11 protein-coding genes are annotated in these 12,324 nt (G+C 60.5%); 2 read left to right on the top strand and 9 right to left on the bottom strand.

All coding sequences use genetic code 11. The features are described from left to right. Position 1: 1 nt before the first annotated feature. Genes tssG through tssA form a run of 6 tightly spaced genes read right to left on the bottom strand, consistent with a single transcriptional unit; the run spans position 2 to position 6,760 of the window. Positions 2-1,018 carry a type VI secretion system baseplate subunit TssG gene (gene tssG, locus JFT44_RS24800; RefSeq protein ID WP_198831332.1) on the bottom strand — a complete coding sequence of 339 codons (1,017 nt, stop codon included), beginning with the start codon at positions 1,016-1,018 and terminating at the stop codon, positions 2-4. After that, positions 982-2,751: a type VI secretion system baseplate subunit TssF gene (gene tssF, locus JFT44_RS24795; protein ID WP_198831331.1), complete on the bottom strand. Its 1,770-nt coding sequence runs from the start codon at positions 2,749-2,751 to the stop codon at positions 982-984. The genes tssG and tssF overlap by 37 nt, the downstream gene beginning before the upstream one ends. Further along, the gene (gene tssE / locus JFT44_RS24790; RefSeq protein WP_115128358.1) at positions 2,741-3,160 is read right to left on the bottom strand and encodes a type VI secretion system baseplate subunit TssE; all 420 of its coding nucleotides are present in this window, start codon (positions 3,158-3,160) and stop codon (positions 2,741-2,743) included. Before tssE ends, tssF begins: the two co-directional genes overlap by 11 nt. A gap of 14 nt (positions 3,161-3,174) precedes the next feature. Continuing rightward, positions 3,175-4,650: a type VI secretion system contractile sheath large subunit gene (tssC, locus tag JFT44_RS24785; RefSeq protein ID WP_198831330.1), complete on the bottom strand. Its 1,476-nt coding sequence runs from the start codon at positions 4,648-4,650 to the stop codon at positions 3,175-3,177. A gap of 27 nt (positions 4,651-4,677) precedes the next feature. After that, a complete protein-coding gene (gene tssB / locus JFT44_RS24780) occupies positions 4,678-5,175 on the bottom strand; it encodes a type VI secretion system contractile sheath small subunit (RefSeq protein ID WP_057959343.1) in 498 nt (165 codons plus the stop codon). A 31-nt stretch (positions 5,176-5,206) separates the two neighbouring features. Next, entirely contained in the window at positions 5,207-6,760 is a 1,554-nt protein-coding gene (gene tssA / locus JFT44_RS24775; protein ID WP_198831329.1) for a type VI secretion system protein TssA, read from the bottom strand. Positions 6,761-7,324: 564 nt separating this feature from the next. Between tssA and JFT44_RS24770 the strand changes: the two genes are divergently transcribed. Further along, positions 7,325-7,840, top strand: a complete 516-nt coding sequence (locus JFT44_RS24770; RefSeq protein WP_029291189.1) for an Hcp family type VI secretion system effector — start codon at positions 7,325-7,327, stop codon at positions 7,838-7,840. Between the two features lie 56 nt (positions 7,841-7,896). On the opposite strand, the gene JFT44_RS24765 is transcribed toward JFT44_RS24770, so the two are convergent. Further along, positions 7,897-8,718, bottom strand: coding sequence for an aldo/keto reductase (locus tag JFT44_RS24765; protein WP_057436903.1), 822 nt, complete (start codon positions 8,716-8,718; stop codon positions 7,897-7,899). A gap of 88 nt (positions 8,719-8,806) precedes the next feature. Further along, entirely contained in the window at positions 8,807-9,832 is a 1,026-nt protein-coding gene (locus JFT44_RS24760) for an AraC family transcriptional regulator (protein ID WP_169989797.1), read from the bottom strand. A gap of 217 nt (positions 9,833-10,049) precedes the next feature. On the opposite strand from JFT44_RS24760, the gene JFT44_RS24755 reads away from it, so the two are divergent. Further along, positions 10,050-10,994: a transporter gene (locus tag JFT44_RS24755; protein WP_169960654.1), complete on the top strand. Its 945-nt coding sequence runs from the start codon at positions 10,050-10,052 to the stop codon at positions 10,992-10,994. 78 nt (positions 10,995-11,072) lie between these two features. Here the strand turns inward: JFT44_RS24755 and JFT44_RS24750 are convergent, their stop codons facing one another. Next, on the bottom strand, positions 11,073-12,284 hold the full coding sequence (locus JFT44_RS24750) for a DSD1 family PLP-dependent enzyme (protein ID WP_169960699.1): 1,212 nt from the start codon (positions 12,282-12,284) through the stop codon (positions 11,073-11,075). Positions 12,285-12,324 lie beyond the last annotated feature (40 nt).

The following is a 12,324-nucleotide window of genomic DNA, read 5'->3' as shown; positions in this document are numbered from 1 at the left end:
GTCATCCGTTTCTAGCGAGTTTATTGGCCAGGGTGAGCACGCCATCCGCGCGCGCCTGCCCCATCCAACTGGTCCATCCCAGCCGGCACACATTGCGCTGGCCTATATGCAGCGCCCGCACCTCCTCAGTACGCAGCACCAGACGCAGGTCATAGTCCAGCGGATCGCGCACGGCGAAACGCACCAGCGCGCCAAGCGGAGAATGGCTTGCGCCGGTGGGCAGAAAATCATGAAACCGCTGCCAGTCGAGGTTCTGGATATGCACCCTGAACTTGCCGGCACGGTCGACGACCTGCCGCCCCAGGACCAGGTTCTGGCCCAGAAGGCTGCTGGCCTGACCCAATTGGTTGCGTTGCCTGCGGGCAATCACCACCTTGCGCTTGACGCACTGTTCGATCAGCAACTGCGGGTGCTTGAAGTAGTAACGCAGCACCGTTTCGATAAGCGCCGCCGAATGGGCGCGCATACCCAGCAAGCCCAGGTAGGGCAGCAGGCGCTTCCAGTCCAGTTGCGTCGCGCCCCGAACGGCACGGCCGCCCAGGCCTATCAGGGCGAACATCTGCTCGGAAAACGGGTCGCTGGCTCCCGCCCGAAAGCACGCCCGGTAGCGGTACTTGCGCCACAAAGGCAGCATCAACCGATGCAGGCGGTGGTGAAACAGGTCGAGAAAGTCGCCGACAGGATTACCGCCCGCCCGTTCGGTCAATGCGTGTTCACCATAAAACGCCGGCAGTGGCGAATTCGCCCCCACCAGTCCCAATACGTTGAGGCGCAAACGTGCGCGCAGTTGCCCGCCCTCGACAAAGAACGTCACCCGGTCAATATCGTTGCCGGGAAACCCCAACCCCGGGTTGGCCTGGAACTCCAGGCGTTCATACAGCGCCTCATCGCCCAGGGACGGATGGGCGTCACGCAAACGCTCGATCACCTGCGAGATCGCCTGGAACAGCGAGTACTCGCGAATGGTCCGCGACAGTTCGGTTAAAGCAGAGCCTGCAGGCCCATCCGGGATGGCCATAGGTACACCTCTCCTTGTGTGCTGGTAACACGCAGTTCGTGATACGAGTTGAGGCTCGCATACAGGGCAAAAAACTCGTTGAGGACCGAGGCAAACACAAACAGGTCGCCCTCTCCGAGGAAGTGCTGGAGGTCGACGGTCAGGTCGATTGCCACACCTCGAATCGGCAAACCGCCGTGTAATCTGTCAATCGGCCGCTGGCTGATCGAGCGCAACCCGCCCAGCCTGCGGATGCTGACTTTTTCCGCCTGGCGATCGTGGTAGCGCGGCAGGTCATAGGTCTCGAGCACCACTTTCAGCGCATTGATATCGCTCAGGGACAGGTAGTTAAGCGACATGTTGCTGATCAGCTTCCAGAGAAAGTCGCTGTCCAGCGGGGGCGCAATGCCAGGGGTGGCTGCCGTGATATTGCTGAAGGACAGGAATTCGGGTGTTTGCTCGCACGCTTGATTGATGTCACCGATACGCAATGTGCGTGGCAAATCATGGTTGGTGCAGGTCATCTCGACAGACAGGGTTTCCTGATCACCGGACTGGCGACTGCCAAAGCTCAGGTAGGTATCCAGCCCGCTGTGTTGCACGGAGGGCCGCTGGCGGATGCTGTAGCACGCGGTCTGCTCATCGTGCTCGAACGACTCGAATGGCACGTACGTCTGGTAGCCCAGGCCACCCGGACGCCACCCCGTGACCTGGTCGACGGAGAACACCGCGCAATGGCCTGGCGCATAGTCAGCCCCCAGCAGCAGATACTCGTCCTGCCGGCCATCCAGTCGGATCGGCACTCCATCGTGCTTGAACAGGTTGACCACCGGCGTGCAAAACAGCTTCACGTTGTCCAGTGTGGGCTGCACCTGCTCGGGATTGCGCTGGCCAAGCTTGAAGCGCAACTCAACGCCCCGCACCTGTTTGAGCACGTCAACCGGCAAGGTTTGCAGAACATCCAGAGCACCGACGTCGACAAACAGATACTTCTCTGGAAACGCAAAATACTCCTGCAGATGCCGATACCCAGTGAACGCATTCGGCGGATAAGGCAGCAATGCCTCTGCTTCTGAAAAACCTGCTGGCTGAACCCCGCAGGCCGGCAGTTGCAGTGACCGCACCTGCCCGTCATGGGCCAGCAGCGGTTCGCCCTGGCCATCGAGTAGCAGCAGTTCGATACCGTGCAGGTGGCGCAGCAGACTCACGTACAGCATCTGGCTGACGTAGCGTTCCCCGGCAAAATGCAAGCGCAGGTGCTCAAGCACCAGTTCGCCCATATGCCCTTCGGCGGTCATCTCCAGGCGCAGGCTCAACAAGGCCCCCTCCCCCTGGGCCGAGTAATCCAGCGCGCTGATTTGCAGGGGCAGCACATCCGTTGCGTAACAGGTGCGAAAACGGCAACGCTCACCGTCAATCGCCAGACTTTCCACCGGCGTGTCCCGCTCGACCGTGACCGCCGGCCCGGCACGCAGCAGCGGTGCGAACTGCAACATGCTGAACGCGGGTAATGGGCGCATGTAGTTGGGCCACAACAGGTGCATCAGCGAATGGCTGAGCTCGGGCAACTGGTCGTCGAGCTTCTGTCGCAAGCGGCCCGTCAGGAACGCAAAGCCCTCAAGCAACCGCTCGACATCCGGATCCCGGCCACTGTCCCCGAGGAACGGGGCAAGCGCCGGATTGCGTTCGCAGAAGCGTCGCCCCAACTGCCGCAAGGCATTGAGTTCGCTCTGGTAATAGCGGTTAAAGGACACCTGGGGCGACCTCGACACGTCCGTTGCCCGTCAGGCTTGCGCAAAACACCACGGTTTGCACGACGCCGTCGATGGTCAACGCGCCCTGGATATCAAAGGCCAGGGCTAGCGGGTCGCGATCCCGTGGCAACGCAACGACCCGTACGTTGCTCAAGCGCGGTTCGTAGGCCGCGATAAACCGCTCGATCAGAAAGCGTGCCTGGCTGAGGGATTCGTGCAGGCTCAGACGCATGTCATTGAGGTCCGGCAGGCCATAGTCGGGCAGCGTCTGCACACTGCCCGCTCGGGTGCTGAGCATGTTGCCCAGGTGGGTGGCCACCGACGCGGCGACACAGGCGAGTGGCGTGCGCCCCGTCGACTGAGGCGCGGTGCCTGCAAGGCGCTCAAGGAAGCCGCTGTAGTGACTCATCTCAGGCCCCCGGCTCATTCTTTATCGAGCTTGCCAACCAGGAACAGGGTGAAATCCGCCCCCATGTATTTGAAATGCGGGCGTACGCTGAGGTTGATGCGATACCAGCCCGGCTCGCCATCGACGTCACTGACGACGACCCGTGCCGCCCGCAGCGGTCGTCGCCCCCGCACCTCGGCGCTGGGGTTCTCCTGGTCGGCCACGTACTGGCGGATCCACTTGTTGAGCTCCAACTCCAGGTCGGTGCGCTCCTTCCATGAACCCAACTGCTCGCGCTGCAGCACTTTCAAATAGTGCGCCAGGCGGTTGACGATCATCATGTACGGCAGTTGGGTGCCCAGCCTGTAGTTCAACTCGGCGGCCTTGCCCTCGGCGCTGATGCCGAAGCGCTTGGGTTTCTGCACGGAACTGGCGGAAAAGAACGCCGCGTTGTCGCTGCCCTTGCGCATCGTCAGGGCAATGAAGCCCTCCTCCGCCAGCTCGTACTCACGACGGTCGGAGACCAGCACCTCGGTGGGGATCTTGGTTTCGATTTCGCCCATGCTCTGGAAGTGATGCAGCGGCAGATCTTCCACCGTGCCCCCGCTTTGCGGGCCAATGATGTTGGGGCACCAACGGAAGCGGGCGAAGCTGTCAGTCAGGCGCGTGGCAAAGGCGTAGGCCGTATTGCCCCACAGATAATGCTCATGACTGCTGACCACATGCTCGTTATAGGCGAAGGTCTTGACCGGGCAGTCCACCGGGTCGTAGGGCGTTCGCAGGAGAAAGCGTGGCACCGTCAAGGCCACGTAACGGGCATCCTCGCTCTGGCGGAAGCTCTGCCATTTGGCAAACTGCGGCCCTTCGAAATGGTCTTTCAGATCCTTCAGGTCCGGCAGGCCGGTAAAGCTCTCCAGACCGAAGAAACCCGGCCCGGCGGCGGCAATGAACGGTGCATGAGCCATGCAGGCGACGCTGGATACGTATTGCATCAGCTTGACGTCAGGCGCGCTGGGCGACAGGAAATAGTTGGCGATGATGGCGCCGACAGGCTGACCACCAAACTGACCGTATTCGGCGCTGTAGGTATGTTTGTAGAGGCCCGACTGCACAACCTCCGGCGAGTCCTCGAAATCGTCCAGCAGGTCCTGCCGCGAGACGTTGAGCAGCTCGATCTTGATGTTTTCCCGGAAGTCGGTGCGATCCACCAGCAGTTGCAAACCCCGCCAGGCCGCTTCCAGTGCCTGGAAGTCGGGATGGTGGAGGATTTCGTCCATTTGCCGGCTGAGCTTGGCGTCGATCTCGGCAATCATGCGGTCCACCAGTTGTTTCTTGACCGGCTCGCCTCGGTTTTGTGGCTTGATCAATTCCTCGATAAAGGCCGCCACACCGCGCCTGGCGATGTCGTAGGTTCCATCATCGGCCGTCAGGCGGGTCTGGGCGATGATGTCGTCGATAATGCTGTATACGCTATCCAGGGGGGTGGCCTGGGCGCTAGGGCTAGTGGTCATAAGGTCAGTGTCCTTTTACTGAGAAAGTCATGGGTCGGGGCTGTTCAGCCCCAGTTCGGCCAATACCCGTGCACGGGCCTGGTCATCGGCCAAGGCGCTTTCTATGGCCTTGCGAAAGCTCGGTGTATTGCCCAGGGGGCCTTTGAGCGCGACCAGCGCCTCACGTAACTCCATCAGCTTTTTCAATTGCGGAACCTGCTCGACCAGTTGGGCCGGGTTGAAGTCCCGCATGGCGTTGATGCGGACCTGGATGGGCAACTCATCGGCTTCATCGGTTTCCTGCAGTCGATTGGGAACACCCAGCTGCAGACTCAAGGCTTGCTTGGCCAGCACCTCGTCGAACGTGTTTTTGTCGATACCGATGGGCTTGCGGTCTTCGACCTTGCGTGTGTCTTCGCGCTGGGTGAAGTCACCCAGGACCAGCAGCTTCAGGGGTAGCTCAACCTCTTCCTGGGCACCGCCTATGGCCGGCTTGAACGTGATGTTGATGCGTTCCTTGGGGGCGACCGAACCTTCTTTGGCCATGATGTTTCTCCTTTGCGTAATGACGGAAAACCTATTGGAGTACCGCTTCCAGATCGACCTGGCACAGCTTGCGATAGACATCGTCCTTGCGCTCGCGCAGACCATGGCCCTGGGGCAATACGTCGTAACAGGCGTACAACAGTTGCAACACCTCCAGGGTCAGGTCCGGCTCCCAGCGATGCAGGCTGCCGTGCTGCAACTCCTGCTCAAGCTGTTCAAGCTGGATCCTGGCCAAGTCATGCTTGGCGCCCTGGATACACAACCGAGCCAGGCCCAGGCGCCAATAAAACCGGGCACGGTCACCCCGCGCAGCCTGCATGGCGTTTTTGTAGGCCTGGACAGCGGCCTTCAGCCCCTCCTTGCGCAGCAACGGAGCGACCGTCTGCAAGGCCTCCTCCCATGGCGCCGGACCAACACTGGCAATATTCCTGGGTGGCACCCTTGCCTGCAGGTGGTGGCTGACCTGGCTGTCGATCCACCCGCGAGTGGTAGCGTCGGCAAAGGGTGTTCCATCGTGGAAGCGCAATTGAGCGACCCCCGGTAATCGTTGCAGCAACAGGGCGAACTGAATCTCTGTCTCGACCATCGCCAGTTCGGCCTGCAGCGCCTGGAGGCACTCCCAGAGCATGCGCACGCCGTCAAACCAGAAAGGCGCGCCCGCCAGGCTGGCCTCAAGCTCCAGCAACAGGTCGGCGTAATGCCCTTGGGCAAAGCGCTCCTGGTAGCGCTTGAGTTTGTCGGGCAGCAACCCACGCAACGGCGTTATCTGTTCGCTGTTGCTATCGGGAAGACCAGTGATACCCAGCCAGCCCAGCGTCCGGCTCAGGCGCAAGGCCCGCAGGTCAGTGGCGTTCTGGCGCAGCCACCAGGTACACAGCGGTCGAGCGCCGTCCTGCAGCGTACGCAGGAGCCTGTGAACGTCTTTTTCGTTGTTCACCACCGGCTCAGGCGCCAGCAGTTGGGTCGCGACCTGCTTGACCTGGGCAACCACCCCGCTCACCCCGGATGGCGGCGGATCGTTCTCCCGGGCCTGTTGCAGCTTGTCCGCCAGTTGCCTGCGCGCAGCCAGTAGCAACGGCGCATCGTCCCCCAGGTGCCTGACCCACAACTGGTCAAGGTCGGACAATTGCACGGCCAGGCACTGGAACAGGGAACGCTGGTGCTTGAGCGAAAAACTCTGCGCCAACACCGGTTCAATGCGCTGTACCAACCAGCCAAAGGCCGCAATGCGGGTACGCTGCTTGAGGGGGTGAACCGTCGCCCAATGGTGCTCACACAGGTCGCGCAACAGGCCGAGCCCGGCGAGCAGGCCGGAAAAGGACTCGCGTTGATACAGAGCCCATGTCAACCAGGCAACCACCCGCAAATCCTTGGATTCGTGACGCAACAAGGCTTCACTTTGGTCCACCACGGACTGCCAGTCCGGCTGGCTGTTGCCATGGATCGAGCGGGCTTTTTCCAGCTCACTTTCCAGCGCTTCGTATCCCGCCGAAAAACGCATATCCTCCCCTGCAAAACAGTCAACCGAAATCGGCGACCGGGCAAGTTTCAAGTAATAAGCAGAAAGTTTGTCTGAATAAACCATGATGGCCGCAGTGTGCTGATCAATGCTCAATTAAAGTAGGGCAAGCATCTATATAAACGCCAACACCTCACTTACTGAATTCCGTTTCCGTGTAGCGACAAGTACGAACCATAGCCAGCTGTATTTTATTGGGCAAGTCAGCCAGGCGCACTTAAGGAGATTCCTACAAAATCAAAGCAGCCCGCAATTTTGTAACTAAGCGTGCTCAACGACCCTCTTCCCACCCAATAAAACAGCCCATTTTATTGGGCGACATACCTGCCAGCACCCTTGCGCAAAAAGCTGCGCACACTTTCCAGGCAAGCTGCATTAAAACTATATATCCACCTATCAACACTGCGACGTACGCTGACCAGGCAATTAACTGCGCACTACTGCGCAAACAAACTCAACTTCAAAGACTAAAGCCCTTCTAACTCGGCGCCTATTAAGTCTCCACCACGAACAAGCGCCCTTATTTTATTAGGCCGACTGAAATCCGGCACACTTCTTGTTAGTAAGCAGCGCCCATCCGGCAACGGCGCCCCTCGGCGCAAACTTATCTGTCAGGCAAGGAAACCCGTCATGCCAACACCCGCATACCTCTCGATCACCGGCACCAAGCAAGGTTTGATCACGGCAGGCACGTTCACCCAGGATTCGGTAGGCAACATCTATCAGGAAGGCCACGAGGATCAGATCCTGGTCGAGGCATTCCAGCATCAGGTCATCATTCCCCGCGATCCGCAATCGGGCCAGCCAACCGGCCAGCGTGTCCATAAGCCGCTGATGATCAGCAAGGTATTCGATAAATCTTCGCCGCTGCTGTTCAGCGCGCTGACGTCCGGGGAAATGGTCAAGTGCCGCCTTGAGTGGTATCGCACATCATCCGCCGGTACCCAGGAGCACTACTTCACCATCGAGCTGGAGGACGCGATCATCGTCGACATCCAGTCACGGATGCCCAACTGCCAGGATCCGGGAAATGCGCATTTCACCCACCTGGAAGATGTGCACTTTACCTACCGCAAAATCGTCTGGACCCATGAGGTTTCGGGCACTTCAGGCTCTGACGACTGGCGCAGCCCGGTGGCCGGCTGAAGCCCGACCCGGCGGCAACGGCGTCGCAAGCTGCGATGCCGTAGCAGTCGGGTGTGTCACACCATCGCCAACGGATGCTTGCGGATTGGTGCGCCGAATACCCGGTCGATGGCATCCAGGTCATGCTCGTCAAGAACCAGCCTGGCCGCCGCCGCGTTGAGGCGCACGTGTTCAGGGCTCACGGCTTTGGGGATGGCGATAACGCGGTCCTGCCGCAGTACCCATGCCAGGGCCACTTGAGCCGGTGTGGCCTCGTGTCGACGGGCAATCTGCTTGAGGGTGGGGCTGCTCAGCAGGTCTCCTCCCTGGGCGATCGGGCAGTACGCCATCAACGGCAGGTTGTGTTGTTGCCACCAGGGCAGCAGGTCGAACTCAATGCCGCGCTGCTCGATGTTGTAGAGCACCTGATTGGTGGCGCAGGCGGGTGATGCCAGCTCCTGAAGATCCGATACGTCGAAGTTGGACACGCCCCAGCGCCCGATCTTGCCGGCATCGCGCAGCCGCTCAAAGGCGTCAACCGTTTCTGCAAGAGGGTATTGCCCGCGCCAGTGCAGCAGATACAAGTCGATGTGATCGGTGCCCAGGCGCTTGAGGCTGGCTTCGCAGGCCCGTGGGACCCCGGTTTTACTGGCGTTGTGCGGGTAGACCTTGCTGACCAGGAACACCTGGTCCCGGCGCCCCTGGATCGCCTCCCCGACCACTTCTTCCGCACCGCCTTCGCCGTACATCTCGGCGGTGTCGATCAGGGTCATGCCCTCGTCGATACCCAATTGCAGGGCAGCGACTTCCGCTGTTCGCCGTGCAGAATCTTCCCCCATACGCCAAGTGCCTTGGCCGATGACCGGAACCGGGGTACCCGCCAGATCAATGGTGCGCATGCCAACCTCCAGATAAGTGTGCGTTGCCATCATGTGGCACTGCCCGCGCCACAGGGTTCAATGCAAATCCACGGCCACGCGCCGGCCCTCAGCCCACGCTGCGAAACGCACTGGGACTGAGCCCCGTCCAGCGCTTGAACGCCCGGCGAAAGCTGCGTACGTCACTGTAGCCGACCTCTTGGGTAATACGCTCGATGGACAACCCGGGGTTGCCCAGCAAACCCATGGTCCGGGCACGACGCACCTGTTCCAGCAAGGCTTCGAACGTCAGCCCGTGGTCGGTCAGGCGCCGACGCAGGGTGCGCCCGCTCATGTTCAGGTCACTGGCGACCTTCTCCAATTGACTGCCCTGCAAGTCGCGGGAAATAGCGCGCTCCACCGCCTGGATCAGGTCCATTTTGCGGTGCAGCTGGGCACTTTCCAGTTCCAGCAGGCCAAGGGCCTGGCGCAATGCCAGGGCATGGTGATTGGGCAATTGCACGTCGAGCCAGCGGGCCTCAAGCACCATGCGGTTGTGCAGGCAGCCAAAACGCACATCATCACCGAACAAGCGCTGGTACTCGGCGGCATACACCGGCGGCGCATGCATGAACTCCATGCGCAACGGCTTGAATTCGCTGCCCACCAGGGTCCGACCGTAGACCATGAGGCTGGTAAAGAACTCTTCGGCGGCAAAAACCTGGACGTCGGCATAGGGCAGCAGGCATTCGACCTCGACCATGACCTCCAGCGCGCCTTCAAGGGTGCGCGAGGTGGCGATGCCGCCGGAGGTGTGCTGGTGCCGTTCGCCCACGGCAAAGGCATCGCGCAGGGTCTTGCACAACGAAATGACATGCCCCAGCAAACCCAGGGTGCCCAGCACATTCTGATTGCCGACACACAGGCCCAGACCCTGCTCAGGCATGACCTTGAGGGCCCGCTGGATCATCGCCACGGCCTGGCGGTAGGAAATGCGCAGCGCCGGGTCGTCCAGGTCCGCCAGGGTAAACCCCAGGCCACGGCAAAGATGCTCGGCATTGGCGCCCTTTTGCGCCACAACCTGCCCCAGGGTTTGCAGGAGAAAGGGCGAGACCAGGGCCAATTCGTAATGTGGATCAACGGTTTTGCTGTGCATGGATCTGCGATTCCCGACTGTATGCCCGGTTATTGTTTTAGAAACATCCTGACAATCATAGGTGCTTGCAAGGCTCGCCGCACTCTGAATGAACGCTGTCCGGCAAAGCCCCCTTATGTGGCCGCCAATACCCTGCCCACTAGGGCGCCAAGGGCTTATTTGTATGGGCCAGGCCCCGGTGAGGGCCGACCTTCCAACAATAATAATGAGCCCTGACATGAATCCGACCCGTGCGCTTGCCCCCCTGCCCTTTGCCCTGGCGCTTATCAGCATCAGCCTGCCGACCCTGGCCACCGAGGGCGGCGTAGACAATATCGGCCCTGGTACCGACGGCTTTTACATCCTGCCCCTGGATGTCGATCACCTGCCGGACCACATGTTCGCTTTCAACCTTTACTACAACCACTATGAAGCGACGAAACTGGACATCAGTTCCCTGGGGGGCAAAGTGCCGCAGGTGAAGATCCGCTCGGACGCGATCATCCCGCGCCTGGACTACCTGAGCCCGTTGCGGGTGTTTGGCGGGCGGTTGGGCGGCTACATCGCGCAGCCTTACCTCAAGCAACAAGTGGCGCTGTTCGGCATGTCTGACCAGCGCGAAAGCATGGGTGACACCACCATCGCACCGATAATCCTGTGGGACCTGGGCAAAAACCTGACCCTGGGTGCCGCCGTGGAAATCACCGTGCCTACCGGTGAGTACGATGCTTTCCGCCTGGCCAATACCAGCAACAATTTCTACACCTATAAGCCCCTGGTGTCGGTGACATGGCTGCCTGACGAGCGCACTGAGCTGTCGATCAAGACCACCTACAGTTTCAACAAGGAAAACCACGCCACGGACTACCGTTCCGGGCAGATTTTCCACTTCGACTACTCGGCCAGCTACAAGGTGACCGATAACCTGAGCCTGGGTATCAATGGCTACTATCTCAAGCAGACGACTGACGATAAGCAGTACGGGCGCACTGTCACCAATATCTACGGCGAAGATGTCGACGATGGGGTGCGGGGCCAGGTGTTTGCGGTGGGGCCGGCGGTGTACTTCACCTTTCTCAAGTACGCCAGTGCGGAGATTCGTTGGGCCAAGGAGTTTGATGTAGAGAACCGGCCGGAAGGCGATATGTTGTGGGCCAAGCTGACGATTCCGTTTGCGTTGTAGGATCCGCCTGAAGCGAGGGGGCTTGCCACAACAAGCCCCCCTTGCCACAGGCCAGTTCCTGCGCAGGAGTGCGTCATTTCAACCGCTGTAAACCGGCCAATTGTCGACAATTTTACCGCCGCGCACCGCCAGCAGATCGCCAAACTGCAAGAGCACCGATTCAGTCTGGGTCGGGCGCATGAACACCTGATCGTCGATGTTCAAGCCAACCCCCGGCGAGCCATTGACCATCTCCTGGTTGGAGCTGCGGCCATACAAGCCATTACTTTGCAGCCCCGAAGGCGACTCGAACTCGGCCATCCAGTTGCCACCATAGATAAAAAACGTCGCGCGCTGGTTGCGATCCCACCAGGACAACAATCGGGATTTATCATCCAGCGCCGGGATGTTGACCGCGCCGGTGCTTTTGAGCACTGGCGTGGCGATGTAGGCCGCCGGGACGTGCTCGCTGAGGGATGGCAAATCATAGTGCGTGGGCTTGAGCATGGCGGTGCCCACGGAAACTTCGCTGCTCAGTTGCTCCTGCTCATGCATCCCATAGCTGGGGCTGCCAGCGGTATTGAGTGTCAGGCCGGCATGCCACAGCCCTGCAAACTGCTGGCGGGTGAAGTCGACAAAGCCGTTGTAGCGCTGCATGACCTTGTCGAACAACGTCTGGGGCGAGCCAAGGATGCCCGGCACGCCCATGCCGACAAACGGGTCATAGCCCATGAAGCCGGCAAATTCCAGGTGCCTGGGGTGTGCACTGATCAACCCCAGCATCTGCCCCAGCACCGTGTTATCGCTGATACCGCCGCGGTGCAGGCCCACATCCAGTTCGATATTGATCCGTAGCCGTGTGCCCAGGCCCTGGGCCAGCGCCAGGTATTGTTGCAGGCGCTGTGGCGTATCCAGCAGCCACTGCAATTGCCGGGCGGGGTCGAAGGGCCCCTGATGGCCTTGATAGAACAGCTCGGCAGAACGCACCGGCAACGGCTTGCCCAGCAGGATATCGGCGTCGGGAAACACCTGGGCGTCATGGTTGAGAAAGGGTTGGTGAAACGACATCAGGCGCTGGGTGCCGGCGCGCTTGGCAATGTAGGCCAACAGGCCCGGCGCAGGCAGGGATTTTTCCACCAGCCGTAGGTGTTTACCTCCGCGCTGCACCGACTGCATGACGATGTCGATATTGTGATCCAGGCGATCCAGGTCAATCAGCAGCACCGGACGCATCGGCCCATGGGCTTTGAGCTGCTGGTTCAACTGGCGAAAGTATTCGCTGTAGGGCGAGCCCCGGTCAGCCGGACGCAGCAGCGCCGCGCCCGCCACCAGCAACGCACCGGCGCCGAGG

This window comes from Pseudomonas sp. MF5691 (assembly GCF_016405645.1).
GTDB lineage: Bacteria > Pseudomonadota > Gammaproteobacteria > Pseudomonadales > Pseudomonadaceae > Aquipseudomonas > Aquipseudomonas shahriarae.
This window is presented reverse-complemented; position numbering and strand designations above follow the sequence as displayed.

Excerpts from the sequence above, each read along its gene's own strand:
- JFT44_RS24770 (WP_029291189.1), top strand. The coding sequence starts at position 7,325 with ATGCCAACACCCGCATACCTCTCGATCACCGGCACCAAGCAAGGTTTG.
- tssG (WP_198831332.1), bottom strand. The coding sequence starts at position 1,018 with ATGGCCATCCCGGATGGGCCTGCAGGCTCTGCTTTAACCGAACTGTCG.
- JFT44_RS24765 (WP_057436903.1), bottom strand. The coding sequence starts at position 8,718 with ATGCGCACCATTGATCTGGCGGGTACCCCGGTTCCGGTCATCGGCCAA.
- tssC (WP_198831330.1), bottom strand. The coding sequence starts at position 4,650 with ATGACCACTAGCCCTAGCGCCCAGGCCACCCCCCTGGATAGCGTATAC.
- tssE (WP_115128358.1), bottom strand. The coding sequence starts at position 3,160 with ATGAGTCACTACAGCGGCTTCCTTGAGCGCCTTGCAGGCACCGCGCCT.
- tssB (WP_057959343.1), bottom strand. The coding sequence starts at position 5,175 with ATGGCCAAAGAAGGTTCGGTCGCCCCCAAGGAACGCATCAACATCACG.
- tssA (WP_198831329.1), bottom strand. The coding sequence starts at position 6,760 with ATGGTTTATTCAGACAAACTTTCTGCTTATTACTTGAAACTTGCCCGG.
- JFT44_RS24755 (WP_169960654.1), top strand. The coding sequence starts at position 10,050 with ATGAATCCGACCCGTGCGCTTGCCCCCCTGCCCTTTGCCCTGGCGCTT.
- JFT44_RS24760 (WP_169989797.1), bottom strand. The coding sequence starts at position 9,832 with ATGCACAGCAAAACCGTTGATCCACATTACGAATTGGCCCTGGTCTCG.